The 16923-nt window shown below is 71.3% G+C and carries 15 protein-coding genes; 4 read left to right on the top strand and 11 right to left on the bottom strand.

Annotated features, from left to right (window positions below; genetic code table 11):
* Positions 1-42 precede the first annotated feature (42 nt).
* Together ACE101_RS06335 and ACE101_RS06330 are read left to right on the top strand one after the other, a co-directional pair.
* On the top strand, positions 43-1830 hold the full coding sequence (locus ACE101_RS06335) for a glucan ABC transporter ATP-binding protein/ permease (protein WP_379126913.1): 1788 nt from the start codon (positions 43-45) through the stop codon (positions 1828-1830).
* A 289-nt stretch (positions 1831-2119) separates the two neighbouring features.
* Entirely contained in the window at positions 2120-2260 is a 141-nt protein-coding gene (locus tag ACE101_RS06330) for a hypothetical protein (RefSeq protein ID WP_379126911.1), read from the top strand.
* A 132-nt stretch (positions 2261-2392) separates the two neighbouring features.
* On the opposite strand, the gene ACE101_RS06325 is transcribed toward ACE101_RS06330, so the two are convergent.
* A complete protein-coding gene (locus tag ACE101_RS06325) occupies positions 2393-2650 on the bottom strand; it encodes a DUF6894 family protein (protein WP_379126909.1) in 258 nt (85 codons plus the stop codon).
* Positions 2651-2686: 36 nt separating this feature from the next.
* Positions 2687-3382 carry a hypothetical protein gene (locus ACE101_RS06320; RefSeq protein ID WP_379126907.1) on the bottom strand — a complete coding sequence of 232 codons (696 nt, stop codon included), beginning with the start codon at positions 3380-3382 and terminating at the stop codon, positions 2687-2689.
* Positions 3383-3535: 153 nt separating this feature from the next.
* On the opposite strand from ACE101_RS06320, the gene ACE101_RS06315 reads away from it, so the two are divergent.
* Positions 3536-4090, top strand: coding sequence for a DUF4337 domain-containing protein (locus tag ACE101_RS06315; RefSeq protein ID WP_379126905.1), 555 nt, complete (start codon positions 3536-3538; stop codon positions 4088-4090).
* Positions 4091-4096: 6 nt separating this feature from the next.
* Here the strand turns inward: ACE101_RS06315 and ACE101_RS06310 are convergent, their stop codons facing one another.
* The 8 genes from ACE101_RS06310 to scpA form a co-directional block, all read right to left on the bottom strand.
* Positions 4097-5368: an FCSD flavin-binding domain-containing protein gene (locus ACE101_RS06310; protein ID WP_379126903.1), complete on the bottom strand. Its 1272-nt coding sequence runs from the start codon at positions 5366-5368 to the stop codon at positions 4097-4099.
* Positions 5365-5673 carry a c-type cytochrome gene (locus ACE101_RS06305; RefSeq protein WP_379126901.1) on the bottom strand — a complete coding sequence of 103 codons (309 nt, stop codon included), beginning with the start codon at positions 5671-5673 and terminating at the stop codon, positions 5365-5367. Before ACE101_RS06305 ends, ACE101_RS06310 begins: the two co-directional genes overlap by 4 nt.
* Positions 5670-7853, bottom strand: coding sequence for a xanthine dehydrogenase family protein molybdopterin-binding subunit (locus ACE101_RS06300; RefSeq protein ID WP_379126899.1), 2184 nt, complete (start codon positions 7851-7853; stop codon positions 5670-5672). Before ACE101_RS06300 ends, ACE101_RS06305 begins: the two co-directional genes overlap by 4 nt.
* Positions 7854-7863: 10 nt before the next feature.
* Positions 7864-8331: a (2Fe-2S)-binding protein gene (locus tag ACE101_RS06295; RefSeq protein WP_379126897.1), complete on the bottom strand. Its 468-nt coding sequence runs from the start codon at positions 8329-8331 to the stop codon at positions 7864-7866.
* Between the two features lie 324 nt (positions 8332-8655).
* On the bottom strand, positions 8656-8889 hold the full coding sequence (locus ACE101_RS06290) for a hypothetical protein (protein ID WP_379126895.1): 234 nt from the start codon (positions 8887-8889) through the stop codon (positions 8656-8658).
* Positions 8890-9015: 126 nt separating this feature from the next.
* Positions 9016-10251: a peptidoglycan DD-metalloendopeptidase family protein gene (locus tag ACE101_RS06285; RefSeq protein ID WP_379126893.1), complete on the bottom strand. Its 1236-nt coding sequence runs from the start codon at positions 10249-10251 to the stop codon at positions 9016-9018.
* Entirely contained in the window at positions 10158-10859 is a 702-nt protein-coding gene (locus ACE101_RS06280; protein WP_379126891.1) for a hypothetical protein, read from the bottom strand. Before ACE101_RS06280 ends, ACE101_RS06285 begins: the two co-directional genes overlap by 94 nt.
* 73 nt (positions 10860-10932) lie before the next feature.
* Positions 10933-13095, bottom strand: a complete 2163-nt coding sequence (gene scpA, locus ACE101_RS06275) for a methylmalonyl-CoA mutase (protein ID WP_379126889.1) — start codon at positions 13093-13095, stop codon at positions 10933-10935.
* Positions 13096-13289: 194 nt separating this feature from the next.
* On the opposite strand from scpA, the gene ACE101_RS06270 reads away from it, so the two are divergent.
* Positions 13290-14198, top strand: coding sequence for a DUF817 domain-containing protein (locus ACE101_RS06270; RefSeq protein ID WP_379126887.1), 909 nt, complete (start codon positions 13290-13292; stop codon positions 14196-14198).
* On the opposite strand, the gene ACE101_RS06265 is transcribed toward ACE101_RS06270, so the two are convergent.
* Positions 14123-16822 carry an ATP-binding protein gene (locus ACE101_RS06265; protein ID WP_379126885.1) on the bottom strand — a complete coding sequence of 900 codons (2700 nt, stop codon included), beginning with the start codon at positions 16820-16822 and terminating at the stop codon, positions 14123-14125. The two genes, ACE101_RS06270 and ACE101_RS06265, sit on opposite strands and share 76 nt — an antisense overlap.
* Between the last annotated feature and the right edge of the window lie 101 nt (positions 16823-16923).

Raw genomic sequence — 16923 nt, 5'->3', positions numbered from 1 at the left:
CGGCACGATCACCGCGCCCAAGGGGTTTCGGAGATTCAGCACATGCGGCTGTTGCGGCTCTACGGGCGGGTCATGGCCCAGCTCGGACCCGATCTGCGGCTCGGCGCCGGGCTCACGCTCGCCAACATCGCGCTCGCGGCGGCGGCTTTCGCCGAGCCGGTGCTGTTCGGGCGCATCATCGACCGGGTGACCCATCTGCCGGCGCGGCCGGAAGGGGCGGCCTCCTACGGCGACCTCATGCTGCTCGTGGGCGCCTGGGTCGGCTTCGGCCTGTTCAGCATCGCGGCGAGCGTGCTGATCGCGCTCCACGCCGACCGCCTGACGCACCGGCGCCGGCTCGGCGCCATGGCGAACTACTTCGAGCACGTCCTCGACCTGCCGCTGGCCTTCCACGCGTCCAACCATTCGGGCCGGGTGCTCAAGGCGATGCTGGAGGGCTCGAACGGCATGGCGTGGCTGTGGCTCGGCTTCTTCCGCGACCACTGCGCCGCCCTGGTCTCGCTCGTCGTCCTGCTGCCGATGACCCTGTTCCTCAACTGGCAGCTCGGCGCGATCCTGCTGGTGCTGGTCGTCGCCTTCACCGCGCTCACCACCTTCGTGCTGCGCCGCACGGAGAGCCTGCAGGGCGAGGTGGAGCATTTCCATTCCGGCCTCGCCGCGCACGCCTCCGACGCCCTCGGCAACGTGGCGGTGATCCAGTCCTTCACCCGCGCCAAGGCCGAGAAGGAGGCGATGCAGGGCATCATCCGCAACCTGCTCGCGGCCCAGACGCCGGTCCTGTCGTGGTGGGCGCTCGCCTCGGTGGCGACCCGGGCCTCGGCGACCCTGACCATGACGGCGATCTTCGTCACCGGTCTCGCGCTGCACTTCCAGGGCCAGGCGAGCGTCGGCGACGTGGTGTCCTTCATGAGCCTCGCGACGCTCCTCGTCGGGCGCCTCGATCAGGTGGTGTCCTTCGTCAACGGGCTCTTCATGCAGGCGCCCAAGATGCAGGAATTCTTCGACATCCTCGACACGGTCCCGGCGGTGCGCGACCGGCCGAACGCCCGCCCGGTCGCCCGGATCGCCGGCGAGGTCGCCTTCGAGGACGTGACCTTCTCCTACGACGGCCGGCGGCCGGCGCTCGACGGGATCAGCTTCTCGGTCGCGCCGGGCGAAACGGTCGCCCTCGTCGGCACCACCGGCTCGGGCAAGTCGACCACCCTGAGCCTGCTCCACCGCGCCTTCGATCCGGAGACCGGGACGATCCGCATCGACGGCGACGACATCCGCGACCTCTCCGTCGCCTCGCTGCGGCACAATATCGGCGTGGTGTTCCAGGAGCCGATGCTGTTCGCCCGCTCGATCCGCGAGAACCTCCAGGTCGGCCGGCCCGACGCCACCGATGCCGAGATGCTCGACGCGCTGGAGCGGGCGCAGGCGATGGATTTCCTCGCCCGCCAGCCCGATGGACTCGACACGGTGATCGGCGAGCGCGGACGCTCCCTGTCGGGCGGCGAGCGGCAGCGGCTCTCGATCGCCCGGGCGCTCCTCAAGAACCCGCCGGTGCTGATCCTCGACGAGGCGACGAGCGCCCTCGATGCCGCCACCGAGCGCAAGCTCCAGGGCGCGCTGGACGCCGTGATGGAGGGCCGCACGACCTTCGTGATCGCCCACCGCCTCGCGACGATCCGCAACGCCGACCGCATCCTCGTCTTCGACCGGGGGCGCATCGTGGAGGCCGGGACCTTCGACGAGCTCGTCGCGGAAGGCGGGCGCTTCGCGGAGCTGGCGCGGGCCCAGTTCATGGCGGCCGAGGCTCCGGCGGAGACCTACGCCCTCGCGGCCTGACGCTCCCGCCACAATCGAGGCCGTCCCTGCCCGGGGCGGCCTCATTCGCCTCAACGATTAATCCCCCCTCATCCGCAATTAACGCGATCTTAAACGGCCAGGACAGTCCGGCATCGAGCCGTGACTGTGCCGTACATCGGAACGACCAAGCTTCGAATTGAGGCGGGCCGTCTCATCGTTTTGCCGGAAAGCGATGGGAAGACTGGCCTGCAACGGCGCCATGACGCTCGATCCGGGTTTCCCCGCCCGGCGACCGGCAGGCGCCCTCTCAACCGTTCGAGAAGCACCGATGACGGACGCGTCCCTCTTCCTGAACCTGGCCGGCTCGATGGCGGTCGTCGCCGCCGCGGGGCATGGGATCCGGTGGGCCCTCGACGCCTGGATCCGTCTCGCCCCCGCGGGAGCGCCGGACGAGACGGCCGGCGACTGATACGGTTTCCGGAAGATCACTTTCGGAAACCGTATCACGAGCCCGCGCGGCGCCTGAGCGAGGCCGGTTTCCGCATCGCGAAGCGATCATCCGGAAACCGTATGAGATCGCCGGACACGAGGGCGCGCCGCCTCAGTGAAGCCGGCCGCCGCTCTCCCCTTGCGGATCCAGCGCCTCCGGGAACGGGAACTCGAACACGATCTCGCCTGCCTCGTCGGTGACTTCCAGGATGGCCGAGAACAGGCGCGAGGTCGGTCCGCTCTCGCGCAGCAGCGCGCGGATCAGGTCGCGCGCCGCCGCCCAGGCCTCGTCCGCGTCCCGGAGGACGCGGCCATCCGGGTCGGGCACGAGATCCTCGCCCACGCGGGTCGCGAAGTAGTAGCGGGGCATAGCCCTTGTCTCCCTCGACGTTGTCTCCCTTGACGATCAGGGTTTCGCGCAGGCGGGATCCGCCGGGCGCGGCGCGCGGGCGAAGTCGAGCACGGCCCGCGCATAGGTCTCCACCACCTCCGAGAAGGGCTGCCGCTCGGCGGTGAACAGCACCGCGCGATGGGCGAACAGCTCCTGCGGCACCACGAGGGGAGCGCAGGTCCCGACCGCGGGCGGCGCCTGATCCCAGCCCTCCGGCAGGGGCTGCCACAGGAGGCGGCTCTCCACCGTCTGCCGGGTGGGCCTGAGGCTCTGCACCGCCCGGCCGAAGGGCGTGTCCGTGGTCTCGAGGAGCGTGTTCATCTCCGGCGTGAGCCGGGAGGGCACGTACCAATTGTCCGCCTCCGATAGCACGTGCTCGCCGCAGGCGAGGCGCACCCGCCGGTAGCGCAGGGGCTCGTCGGGGCCGACCTGCAGGCGCTGGCGCGTCTCGGCGCTGGCCGGCCGCTCGACCTCGCGCACCAGCCGGGCGACGAGCCGCGGCTCGGGTGCGAGCTTGTGCGCGGCGCACCAACCTTCGAGGGTGAAGGTGGCGCTGCGGGCGGCGAGGAGCTGGGCGTTGAGCGTCTGCATCACCGCCGTCGCCTCGACGCGGCTCAGATAGGTGTCGGGCCAAGCGGGCCCGGTCTGGGCGCGGACCGGGAGCGCGGCAAGCGCGAGGCAGCTGGCGAACAGGGCACGCGTGCGATGCATGAGGAGCGTCCATGACGGAAACCGGTCCCTCTCTTTTCGCGAGTCGCCCCGGAAGGAAAGGGGGCTCGGCGATGATCCCGCCGACAAGAAGTCACTGGCGGTTCGCGAATCGCCGGCTATGACAGCGGCCACGCTGACGCGAAGGAGACGGAGATGTCGGGCGGTCACGGATCAGTCGAAGGGTCGAACAAGAAGATTGCGCTGTTGATCTCGGTGCTGGCGCTGTTCCTGGCGCTGGGCGAGACGTTGGCGAAGAGCGCGCAGACGGATGCGCTGAGTGCCAATGTCGAGGCGAGCAATCTGTGGGCCTTTTTCCAGGCGCGCACCATCCGGAGCACCTTCCTCAAGACCGCGGTGGAGCAGACCGCGATCGAGGCGCCGGGCGCACCGAGCGAGGCGGTGAGGAAACAGGTCGAGGAATGGCAGAAGACCCTGGGCCGCTACGAATCGGAGCCCAGCACGGGCGAAGGCCGCAAGGAACTCGCCGCCCGCGCCAAGACGGCCGAGGCGAAGCGCGATCTCGCGCTCGCGCGCTACCACCATTACGAGATCGGCTCGGCGGCGTTCCAGATCGGCATCGTGCTCGCCTCCGCGCAGGTCATCACCGGCATCACGGCGCTCGCCATCGGCGGGGGGCTGCTCGGCGTCGCGGGGATCGGCATGCTGGCCGTGGGCCTGTTCGCCCCGCACGCCTTCCACCTGTTCTGACCGGCCTCAACCGAACACGTCGCCCGTGATGGTGCGATACCACGCGGCCGCGTAGGCGGCCTCGGCCTCGCGCAGGGAGGAAGGGGCGTCGAGGGGGCTCGTGCCGCCGGCGCCGTCCACGTCGGCGAGCACGCCGTTCGCCGGATGGTAGACGCCGGCGACGGAGATGCCGTAGCCGGGCGCGACGAGGCTGTAGCAGGTGTTGATCAGCTTCGGGGTCACGGGCGTGCGCCCGGCCAGCAGGTCGGCCACCGCCTGCGCACAGACCTTGGCCTGCGCATTGGCCGAGAACGCGGATTTCGGCATGGCGCCGGCGATGGCGGCGTCGCCGACGACGTGGATGCCGGGGACGAGCCGCGACTCGAAGGTCACGGGGTCGATCGGGCACCAGCCGGTCCGGTCGGCGACGCCCGCGGACAGGGCGATCGGCGCGGCGCGCTGGGGCGGGATGATGCAGGCCACCGCCGCCTTGTATTCCGAGAAGTCCGTCCGCACGGTCAGGCTCGCCGGCTCGACCGCCGTCACCTGCCCGCCCGAGGCGAGCGGCACGTATTCGAGATGGTCGGGATAGAGGCTCGTCCAGGCCGCCTCGAACAGCTTCTGCTTCGAGAAGGTGTCCTTGGCGTCGAGGACGATCAGCTTCGAGCGGGGCTTTCGCGTCTTCAGGAAATGGGCGATCAGGCTGGCCCGCTCGTAGGGTCCGGGCGGGCAGCGATAGGGATTGCCCGGCACCGCCAGCACCACGGTGCCGCCATCCGGCATCGCCCGGAGCTGGCGGGCGAGGAGTTCCGTCTGCGCCCCGGCCTTCCAGGCATGCGGCATCACCTCGGCGGCGGCCTCGTCGTAGCCGGGCAGGGCGTCGAAGCGCAGGGCGATGCCGGGCGAGAGGATCAGGCGGTCGTAAGCCAGGGTGGTGCCGTCGGCGAGCGTCACCTGCCGCGCGCGGCCGTCGATCCCGGTGGCGCGCGCCTGCACCACCGTGACGCCGCTCGCCTTCAGGCCCTCGTAGCCGAAACGCTGCGCCGCCATCGGCTGGAGGCCGACGATGACCTCGTTGCTGAACGGGCAGGCCGTGTAGGTCGCCTCCGCCTCGATCAGCGTGACCGCGAGCCCCGCCTGATGCAGCGATCGCGCCGCCGTCGCGCCACCGAAGCCGCCGCCGACGACCACGACGCGCCCGGACGCGCCTGGGACGGGCAGTGGCTGCGCGCAGGCGGGGCGGGCGAGGGCGATCCCCGCGAGCCCGCCGAGGAGGCTTCGCCGCGTCGTGTCGGTCACGGGCCCCCCTGCGGCTGCTGGGCGAGGTAATCGGCGATCGCGCGGCTCTCCGCCTCGGAAAATCCCCTGGCGATCCGGGTCATGACGCTGGCGGGCCGGGTGCCCGCCCGGTATTCCGCGAGCGCGGTCGCGATCGCCTCCGCGGGACGGCCCGCGAGGGGAGCGAAGACCCCCTCGCCGTGCTGGCCGTGGCAGCCGGAGCAGGACGAGGCGCCGGGCGGGGGCACGAGCGGCGACGCCGCGAGCGCCGAGACCTGGGTGCCGTCGAGACCCGCGGCGAGGACGAGCGCGAGACGGAGGCTCACGCGCGCCGCAGGTCGGTGTGCTTGAGCGGGATCTGGCGCACCCGCTTGCCCGTCGCCGCGAAGACGGCGTTGAGGACGGCGGGCGCGGCGACCGCGATGGTCGGCTCGCCGACGCCGCCGATGAAGCCGCCCGACGGAATCAGGATCGTCTCCACGGCCGGCATCTCGTCCATGCGCATCACCGGATAGGTGTCGAAGTTGGTCTGCTCGATGCGGCCGTCCTTCACGGTGCATTCCCCGTGCAGGGCCGCCGAGAGACCATACACGAAGGATCCCTCGACCTGGGCGGCGATCTGCTGCGGATTCACCGCGACGCCGGGATCCGTCGCCGCCACGATGCGGTGGATCTTCAGCGTGCCGTCGTCGCGCACCGAGACCTCGGCGGCGCCCGCCACGTAGCTGCCGAAGCCCATGATCTGGGCGAGCCCGCGATGCACGCCCTCGGGCGGCTTGCGGTCCCAGCCGATGCGCTCGGCCACCGCGTTCAGCACCGCGAGGTGCTTGGGATGGTTCGCCATCAGCCGGCGCCGGAAGGCGAGGGGATCCTGGCCCGCCGCATGGGCGACCTCGTCCATGAAGCATTCGAGGTAGATGGCGTTGGGGTTGGTGTTCACGCCCCGCCAGAAGCCCGGGATGATGTGCGGGTTGCGCATGGCGTGGTCGATGAGGAGGTTCGGGATCGTGTAGCCGATCGCCGCCTCAGCCCCGCCGGGATTGAGCCCCTGGAAGGTCACCGGATCCTTCCCGTCCGGCCCGAGCCGCCCCGGCACGATCGCCGCCAGGATCGACTGGCCGGAGATGCGCATGTGCAGGCCGGTGAGATTGCCCTCGGCATCCAGGGCCGCCCGCATCCGGCACTGCGTGACCGGGTGATACCGGCCATGCGTCATGTCCTCCTCGCGGGTCCAGATCAGCTTCACCGGGGTGCCCGGCACCTCCCGGGCGATGAGAACCGCCTGGCGCACCCAGTCGTGGGTGGCGCCGCGCCGCCCGAAGCCACCGCCGAGATGGATCTTGTAGACCTCGCATTGCCGGGGCGAGAGGCCGGCCGCCTCGGCGGCGGCGGCGAGCGCCGCCTCGCCGTTCTGCGTCGGCGTCCACACCTCGCACCGCTCGGGGGTCCAGCGGGCGGTGGCGTTCATCGGCTCCATGGTGGCGTGGTTCTGGAACGGGTAGGCGTAGGTCGCCTCGACCACCCGCGCGGCGTCGCGCAGGGCCGCCCTGGCGTCGCCGGCCTTGTTGCCGACGAAGGCTTCGTCCGCGTCGAGCCCGGCCTTCAGGGTGGCGGCGATGGTCTCGCTCGACACGGCGGCGTTCGGGCCCTCGTCCCAGACCACCGGCAGCGCCTCGACGGCGGTCTTCGCCCGCCAGAACGTGTCGGCGATCACGGCGACGCCGCTGTCGCCGACCTGCACCACCTTCCTGACGCCCGGCATGCCGAGCACCGACGCGGCCTCGAAGCTCTTCACCCGGCCGCCCGGCACCGGGCAGTCGCGGATCGCGGCGTTCAGCATGCCGTCGAGCTTCAGGTCCTGGCCGTAGACCTGGCTGCCGTCGAGCTTCGCCACCGTGTCGAGCCGCTTGAGCGGCTTGCCCGCGATGGTCCAGTCCTTCGGATCCTTGAGGGCCACGTCCTTGGGCGGCGGCATCGCGGCGGCGCGCGCCGCGACCGTGCCGAAGGTGGTCGAGCGGCCCGAGCCCGGATGCGTGATCACGCCCTTCCCGACCCGGCACGCGCCGGGCGGGACGCCCCAGCCCTCGGCCGCCGCGGCGACCAGCATCATGCGGGCGGCGGCGCCGCCCTGGCGCACCGCGAGGTAGGATTCGCGGATGCCGCGGCTGCCGCCGGTGGAGAAATCGCCCCAGACCCGCTGGCGGGCGAGGTTCTGCCCCGGCGTCGGGTACTCGGTCGTCACCCGGGCCCAGTCGCAGCCGAGTTCCTCGGCGACGAGCTGGGCGAGGCCGGTGAGGGTGCCCTGGCCCATCTCGGAGCGGGCGATCCGGATCACCACGGTCTCGTCGGGCCGCACGACCACCCAGGCATTGACCTCGGGTGCCGCCGGGGATGCGGACTCGGCGAGGGCCGGAACGTGGAAGCCGAGGCTGAAGGCGCCGGCCGTCGCCGCGGCGCCCGCGAGGAAGACGCGGCGCGAAGGGGCGGGGGATGATGCTGTCGTCATGCCGGCCTCCTCACCCGCGCCCGGTCTCGCCGCCCTCGGCGGCGAGGTGGATGCCCGCGAGCACGCGGTTATAGGTGCCGCAGCGGCAGATATTGGTGATCTCGCGGCGGATCTCCGCGTCGGAGGGCTTCGGGTTCTGGGCGAGGAGCGCTGCCGAGGCCATGATCATCCCCGATTGGCAGAAGCCGCATTGCGGCACGTCGAGCGCCGCCCAGGCCTTCTGCACCGGATGCGACCGGTCCGGGCTCAAGCCCTCGATGGTGACGATCGCCTGATCCTCGCCGATCGCCGAGACCGGCAGCGAGCAGGAGCGCACGGCCTGCCCGTCGACATGGACCGTGCAGGCGCCGCACTGGGCGATGCCGCACCCGTATTTCGTGCCGGTGAGACCGACCTGTTCGCGGATCACCCAGAGCAGCGGCGTGTCGGGCTCCGCCTCGACCTCGCGCACGGACCCGTTCACGTTGAGACGCATCATGGCCGGCCTGTCTCCTCCCGGCTGGCGCGGGATCCGCGATTCGGCGACGATGGACCCGCCAAGCCGGACTAGAACTAGTCCGATTGGCCGATGGGTCAATTGACGGATGCGCGAGCCGTTCTGATCACCTTGCGGTTGTGCGGCGCGGACGGGCGGCGTGATAGCGTCCGCCGCGAGGCCTCATCCCGGGAGCGTCCCGGACGCGCTGGATGGAACGCCCCGGTTCTCCTGCAGATCACAATCTGGGACGAGGTTTCGATTGAGGACCGGAGAAGTTGAGGACCAGCGGAGATTGCCAAGGGTCTTCCGGGTCGCGCGAACCCGTCAGCGAAGGACCGTCGCCGCAGCCGAGGCGATGATGCGCACTCCGTGCGCGACCGGCTCGCTTCCGAGATAGACCCGCCCGGCGACCAGGGCGAGGGCGAGGCTCCAGAACAGCGCGATGGCGGCCCGGCGCGCGCGGCGATCCCCGGCCTCGGTGGGGCAGGCCGGGCCGATGGCGATCGGCTCACCATAGGGGTCGAAGACCGTCGATGAGGTCTCGGGACGTTCGCTCATGAGCGGGAATCTCGGGCCGGGCGGCCCGGCGATCAATGGACGGCTTTTTCGAAGTTCGGGCCTGATGGGGCAGGATGTTCTCTCGTGGGCGACACAAGGGGAATGTTCTTCCCAACCCCCGTCGCCTCAGCTGCGCTCCGCGGTGTTGCGCGCGTTCCGGTGCTGGCGCAGGGCGTCGATCTGCTCCTCGGCCGCCCGGAAGGCGGCGAGCGACGGGCCGGTGAGTTCGCGGGCGCTCGGCAGGCGGATCTTCATCGGGTCGACGAAGCGTCCGTTGATCGAGACTTCGTAATGGACGTGAGGCCCGGTGGACAGTCCGGTGGTGCCCACCGCGCCGATCACCTGTCCGAGACGCACCCGGGCGCCCGGCGCGATGCCGCGGGCGATCCGCGCCATGTGGTTGTAGGCGGTGGCGTAGTTGTTGGCGTGCTGGATCTCGACGCGGTTGCCGTAGCCCGACCGGGCGCCGGCCGAGACCACGACGCCGTCGCCCGTCGCCATGATCGGCGTGCCCCGGGTCGCCGCCCAATCGACGCCGTTGTGCATCCGGTAATAGCCGAGGATCGGGTGCAGACGGGCTCCGAAGGGCGAGCTGATCCGCCCCTCCGCCACCGGCCGCCGGATCAGGAATTTCCGCGAGGAGCGCCCATCCGCATCGAGATACTCCACCTCGCCGCTGCCCGGCATGCGGAAGCGGTAGAGGGTCTGCATCTCCCCGTGGCTGCGCAGGGCCGCGTAGAGGAGTTCGGGCTTGGCCTCCTCGTCCGCCGTGAAGACGATCTCGACGTGGTCGCCCGGCTCGGCGCGGCTCTGCAGATCGGTGCCGGCGGCGAGCGCCGTCACGAGGTCCTCGATCACGGCGCGGGGCACGCCGTTCTTGAGGCCGGCATTGTAGAGGCTCTCGTAGAGACTGACGCCGCCCTCGTCCTCCGCAGTCGCGACGGCCCCGGCCCGCGGGGGCGCCACCGACACGAAGACGCCGCGGTCGTTCGCCGCCGCGATCTCCTCGATGCCGCCCTCGCCGTAGAGCGTCACCCGGGCGATCCCGGCGGCCGGGCCGTCGCGGACGATCAGGAGGCGCAGATGCTGGCCTTCCGGCAGATCCCCCCGCGCGCGGGGGCTGAGCGCGGCGAGGATCGCCGCGGCCCGGTCCGGCGGCGCCCCGTTCGCGCGCAGGAGCGCGTCGAGGCTCTGGTCCTTGCCGAGCACCGCCTCGCGCGTCTCGAACAGGGGTGTCGCGGGCGCGGTCAGGGTCTCCGGGATCTCGGTCAGGTTCTCCGGCAGGATCTTGACCTCGATGGCGCCGGAGGGGGCCTCGATCTCCTCGGACCCTGCCCCGAGCCGCAGCGCGCGCGAGAGCATGCGCTCGGGCGGGAAGGCGGGGGCAGGGAGCCGGGACCGCCCGCGAGGCGCTGCGTCTCGGCGACGAGGGCGTCGACCTCCTCGTCCGTGAGGGCGGGGGCCGCCGCCTCGGCGAGGCCGGAGAGCGGGCTGCGCTCCAGGGTCACGGCGGTCTCGGCCGGATCGGTCCCCGCCTCGTCGGCGGCGGCCTCGGCCTGCGCGCTGCGCAACGGATCGAAGGGTGGGATCGGCGCGTCCGGGGCGCGCAGCGGCAGGTCGGTGGCGATCTGCACGAAGGAATGGAGACGGATGATCTCGCGCTCGCCCGCCCGCTCGGTGAGCGAGGCGCGGAACTCGCGCTTGGCCGCCACCACGATCTCGTCGCGCACGAGGCGGTCGCCCTTGCGGGCCGCGGCTCCGGCCTGGCCCTCCGCGTGCGGGCGCACCGCGAGTTCCGGCGGTGCGGCGACGATCCCGTCCGAAGCCGCGAGATCGAGGGCGACGCCGAGGAGCCCCGCTCCGGCCACGCCCGTGAGCAGGCAGGCCGCGAGCCAGCGCAGGTTCACCCGCTGGCCGCCGGGCCGCGAGAAGGCAGTGTCGTCGAGGGAATCGATAGCGCCGGCCTGCACGCGCGCACCTGACAGCGAGACGGGGGAAGATCCCCGCCTCAGGCCGGACAACCGTGACCGTTTTGAGACCGCGCTACTCGGCGGCCTGCCGGGACCCGTAGCCGAGGCGCTGGTTGAGTTCGGCGATGAGGGTCGCAGCAGCCTGGGCGATCACGGTGCCGGGCGGGAAGATCGCCGAGGCGCCCGCCGCCTTGAGCGCCTCGAAGTCCCCCGGCGGGATCACGCCGCCCACCACGATCATCACGTCCGGCCGGCCGGCCGCGACCAGCGCCGCCTTCAGCTCGGGCACCAGCGTCAGGTGCCCCGCCGCCAGCGAGGAGACGCCGACGATGTGCACGTCGTTCTCCACCGCCTGCCGCGCCGCCTCCTCCGGCGTCGCGAAGAGCGGCCCGATATCCACGTCGAAGCCCAGATCCGCGAAGGCCGAGGCGATCACCTTCTGGCCGCGATCGTGCCCGTCCTGGCCCATCTTGGCGACCAGGATGCGGGGACGGCGGCCATCCGCCTCCTCGAAGCGCTCGACGAGCTTGCGCACCTCCTCGACCGCTCCCGACATGCCGCCCATCTCCCGCTTGTAGACCCCCGAGATCGAGCGGATCTCCGCCTGATGCCGGCCCCAGGCCCGCTCCAGCGCCGCCGAGATCTCGCCCACCGTCGCCTTGGCCCGCGCCGCCGCGACGGCGAGCGCCAGCAGGTTGCCCTCCGCTCCCGCCGCCGTCGTCAGCGCGTCGAGCGCCGCGGCGACGGCCGTCTCGTCGCGCTCGGCGCGCAGGCGCCGCAGCTTGTCGATCTGCATCGTGCGCACGTTGCCGTTGTCGACCCGCAGGAGGTCGATCGGCCGGTCGCCGTCCGGCTTGTACTTGTTGACGCCCACGATGGTCTGCTGCCCGGAATCGATCCGGGCCTGGGTGCGGGCCGCGGCCTCCTCGATGCGCAGCTTCGGGATGCCGGCCTCGATCGCCTTGGCCATGCCCCCCAGGCCCTCGACCTCCTGGATATGCGCCCAGGCGCGGGCGGCGAGGTCGCGGGTGAGGCGCTCGACGTAGTAGGAGCCGCCCCAGGGATCGATGATCCGCGTGGTGCCGCTCTCCTGCTGGAGGAAGAGCTGGGTGTTGCGGGCGATGCGGGCCGAGAAGTCGGTGGGCAGCGCCAGCGCCTCGTCGAGGGCGTTGGTGTGCAGGGACTGGGTGCCGCCCTGCGTCGCCGCCATCGCCTCGACGCAGGTGCGGGTGACGTTGTTGAACACGTCCTGCGCGGTGAGCGACCAGCCGCTCGTCTGCGAATGGGTGCGCAGAGCCAGCGACTTGTCGGATTTCGGGGCGAATTCCTTCACGAGCTTGGCCCAGAGCAGGCGCGCGGCCCGCATCTTCGCCACCTCCATGAAGAAGTTCATGCCGATGGCCCAGAAGAAGGACAGGCGCGGCGCGAACTGATCGATGGTGAGGCCGGCGGCCAAGCCCGCCCGGATGTACTCGACGCCGTCGGCAAGCGTGTAGCCGAGTTCGAGATCCTGCGTCGCCCCGGCCTCCTGCATGTGGTAGCCGGAGATCGAGATCGAGTTGAACTTCGGCATGTTGGCCGAGGTGTAGGCGAAGATGTCCGAGATGATCCGCATCGACCCGGCCGGCGGGTAGATATAGGTGTTGCGGACCATGAACTCCTTGAGGATGTCGTTCTGGATCGTGCCCGCGAGCTTGGCCGGCGGCACACCCTGCTCCTCGGCGGCGACGATGTAGAGCGCCATGATCGGCAGCACGGCGCCGTTCATGGTCATCGACACGGTCATCTGGTCGAGGGGAATCCCCGCGAACAGGGTGCGCATGTCGTAGATCGAATCGATGGCGACGCCCGCCATGCCGACATCGCCCGAGACGCGCGGGTGATCGGAATCGTAGCCGCGGTGGGTGGCGAGGTCGAAGGCCACCGAGAGTCCCTTCTGCCCCGCCGCGAGGTTGCGCCGGTAGAAGGCGTTGGAATCCTCCGCCGTGGAGAAGCCGGCATATTGCCGGATGGTCCAGGGCTGGGTGACGTACATGGTCGGGTAGGGGCCGCGCAGGAAGGGCGCGATGCCCGGATAGGTCTCGAGGAAGTCGATGCCCTCGCGGTCCTGCGGGCCGTAGGCCGCCTTCACGGGGATGCCCTCGGGCGTCATCCAGGGCTCCGCCGCCACGGCGGACGGCGCGGCGAGACCCGGTGCCGAGAAGGCGATGTCCGAGAAATCCGGGATGCGGGTCATCGGCCTGCGGCCCTCGCTGATGCTGTGCTGTCCACCTTATAGGCGCCTCCCGAAGAGGGGCCAATGGGATGAAGGTGGCAGGGCGCGGCCGGCATGACGGCCTCGCCCCGATCCGGTGCTCCCGGTCCGGCGGCGGGAACGATGCGGAAACGCGGATCGAGGCAGAACGGCTCCAGGCCCTTCCGCGCAGCGTCATGATCCCGCCGCCCTCCACCGACAGCGCCGCTCGCCTCTGGGCGCCGCTCGCCCGCTTCATCGCCCTCGACGCGCGGATCGGGGAGCGCGCCCTCGCCCGCGGGCCCACCGCCGTGGCGCTCTACGAGTTCGTGCGCTTCGGGCTGAAGCAGGGCTGGGCCTGCCTGTTCGGCGGCCTGCTCTGCGGGCTGATGCTCGCCTCCGCCATGCTCTATCCCGCGCAAGCGCCGCTCACCCGCTACGACGCGCTGACCCTCGCGGCGGTGGCGATCCAGATCGCGATGCTCGCCCTCCGGCTGGAGACCTGGGAGGAGGCGCGGGTGATCCTCGTCTTCCACGTGGTCGGCACGGCCATGGAGCTGTTCAAGACCGCGGTCGGTTCTTGGATCTATCCGGAGCCGAGCCTGCTGCGGATCGGGGGCGTCCCGCTCTTCACCGGGTTTCTCTACGCGAGCGTCGGATCCTACTTCGCCCGGGTCTGGCGGCTGTTCGACTTCCGCTTCACCCGGCACCCGCCGCTACCGGCCCTGGCGGCCATGTCGCTCGCGATCTACGTGAACTTCTTCACGCACCACTACGTCGTCGATCTGCGCGTGGTCCTGTTCGCGCTCGCGGCCCTGCTGTTTTGGCCCGCGACGGTGCATTTCAAGGTCTGGCGGGTGCATCGGCGCATGCCGCTGCTGCTCGGCCTCGTCCTCGTCGCCCTGTTCATCTGGCTCGCGGAGAACATCGGAACCCTGAGCCGCACGTGGATCTACCCGCATCAGCGGGCCGGCTGGACCCTGGTGCCGCCTCAGAAGCTCGGCGCGTGGTTCCTCCTGATGATCATCTCCTACACGCTGGTCGCGGTCATCAACCGGCCAAGGGGCTTGGCGCGGGCCCCGCTCCAGCGGGCCACCACCGCGTAGAGGTCGTCGTGCCGGAAGGGCTTGCCGATGTGGTCGTCCATCCCGGCGGCCCGAAACTCGGCGACCTGCGCGGGCAGCACGTTGGCAGTGAGCGCGATGATCGGGACCCGGGCGGGGGCGCCGGGAAGCCCCCGGATGCGGCGCGTGGCGGTCAGCCCGTCCGTGCCCGGCATCTGCACGTCCATCAGCACGAGGTCGTAGGCCGCCGCCTGCACCGCCTGGACCGCGGCGGCGCCGTCATCGACCACGTCGACCCGGTGCCCGATCGCCTCCAGCAGCCGCCGGACGATCTCCTGGTTGATGAGATTGTCGTCCGCCATCAGGATCCGGGCGGGCGGCCCGGACCGGGGCGGGGCGGCAGCCGGGGACGGCGCGGGGACGGCGGGCGGGCATTCCGCCAGCCGGACCGTGAACCAGAAGGTCGAGCCCTCGCCCTCGCGGCTCTCGACGGCGATCTCCCCACCCATGGCCTCGACCAGCCGCCGGCTGATCGCGAGCCCGAGGCCGGTCCCGCCGAAGCGGCGCTGGATCGAGCCGTCCACCTGACTGAAGCGCTGGAACAGCCGCCCGTGCTTCTCGGCCGGGATCCCGATGCCCGTATCGGTGACGCGGACCCGGATCGGGCAGCCCGGCGCCGCCGTCCCATCCGCCTCGCGGGTCACCGTCACCGTGACGCTGCCGCGCCGGGTGAACTTCACGGCGTTGTTGAGGAGGTTCAGCAGCACCTGCCGGAAGCGGCCGCCGTCGCCGACGAGCCGCTCCGGCACGCCCGGATCGATCCGGGCGGTGAGGGCGAGTTGCTTGTCGTCCGCTGCCGCGCGGATCAGGGCGAGCGCATCGTCGACGAGTTCGGCGGGACGGAACGGCCTCGGATCGAGCTTGATCTCGCCCGCCTCGATCCGGGAGAAGTCGAGGATGTCGTCCACGATGGTCAGGAGCGCCTCGCCCGCTCCCTGGATCCGCTGGACGAGGCGGCGCTGCTCGGGCGCGAGGTCGCCCTCCGCCATCAGCAGGTCGGCATAGCCGAGGACGCCGGTGAGCGGCGTGCGGATCTCGTGGCTCATCGTCGCCAGGAACTCGGACTTGGCGGCGCTGCCCGCCTCCGCCTCGCGGCGCGCGGCCTGCGCGACCCGGTGCGCTTCCGCGAGCGCCGCCTCCACCGCCTTGCGGGCGGTGACGTCCGTGAAGATGTGCAGGATCCCGCCATCGGCCGTGGAGGTGGTCGTCACCTCGAGCACCTGTCCGTTCGGGCGCACGCGCTCGTAGCGGGGCCCGATCCGCGCGATGTCGCGGGCCTTCAGACCCTGCAGGATCACCGGATCGAGCCCGGAGAACTCGCCCGCCGCCTCCAGCATCCGCAGCAGCGCGTCGTGGGAGGGATGCGTGGCGAGGAAGGCCGGATCGAGGCGCAGGATCTCGGCAAAGCGCCGATTCGTGACCGCGGCGACGCCGCGGGCATCCACCATGACGAGCCCCTGATCCATGGCATCGAGGGTCATCGTCAGCACGGTCTCCTTCTCGGCGAGTTCGCGGGTGCGCTCGGCCACGCGCCCTTCGAGGTCGCGGTTGGCGGCGAGGAGCGCGTCGGCCTGTTGCCGCAGCTGCACCGAGGCGGCCGCGAGCGCGGCCCCGATCTCATTCGCCTCCCGGATCGGCGTGACGGTCTCCGGGATGACGCGCCCCTCCGCCATGGCCCGGGCGCTCGCGGCGAGGCTGCCCTTGGCGCGCAGGATCCGCCGGCCCACCAGCCCCGAGATCAGGAGCGCGATGAGGCCGAGCCCGACCAGGGCCGGGACCAGCAGCCGGAGCCAGGCGTAGAGGGGCGCCTGCAGCGCCTGCTGCTCGATCCCGACCGCGATGGTCCAGCCCGAGAGCGCCGAGCGCCGATAGGCGCCGAACACCGCCACGTCGTGCAGGTTGCGCCCCTTCCAAGTCCCGCGCTCGCCCGCGAGGTCGGGGAAGCCCGGCAGCGGCCGGCCGGCCGCCTGCTCCGTCTCGACCGAGCGGCCGATGATGGTTCCGGACCGGTCCGCCACCGAGGCCGAGTAGGGCGGGGCGACGCCGGCCTCGCCGAGGAGCGCGCCGATCCGCGCGGAGGGCAGGCTCGCGCTCAGCACGTAGGCGATCTCGCCCCGCAGGTAGACGGGCACGCAGACATGCACGACCGGCATGCGGGAGATGGAGCCGATCAGCAGGTCCGAGATCGCCGGCCGCCCGGTCGCCAGGACGACCTGATCGGCCGGGCGCATGATGCGGGGCAGGGGGTCGCCCCATGACGCCCGGGTGTTGATGAGTTCCTGCCCGGTCGTGTCGCGCAGGATGAGGTTGATGCCCTGGAGCTGGAGCAGCTCCTTGGCCTGCCGGCCGAACCGTTCGAGGTCCCCCGTCTCCAGTGCCGGGGAGGTCGCGAGCGCCTGCAACGTGGCGACCTGGGCGGCCAGGAAGCGGTCGATCGTCTCCAGCGCCTCGAGATTGATCGCCACGGTCGCGGTCTCGAGCCGCGACCGTTCGGCCGCAACCCACTGATGCAGCAGCACGACCGTGACCGCGAAACCGGGCACCAGCAGCGCCAGATTGAGTGCAGCAATGTAATACCAGAGTGGCAGCGCGCGGCGGGAGCCCATCCATATCACCGAAAAGAAGCGCAAGACTGCTCAAACGCCCTGCCGTAACGATCCTCGCGAGAGGTTATCATGGCAAATCGATAGCCGCGACAGAAAGCGTG

This window comes from Methylobacterium carpenticola (assembly GCF_042748905.1).
GTDB classification, from domain to species: Bacteria; Pseudomonadota; Alphaproteobacteria; order Rhizobiales; family Beijerinckiaceae; genus Methylobacterium; species Methylobacterium carpenticola.
This window is presented reverse-complemented; position numbering and strand designations above follow the sequence as displayed.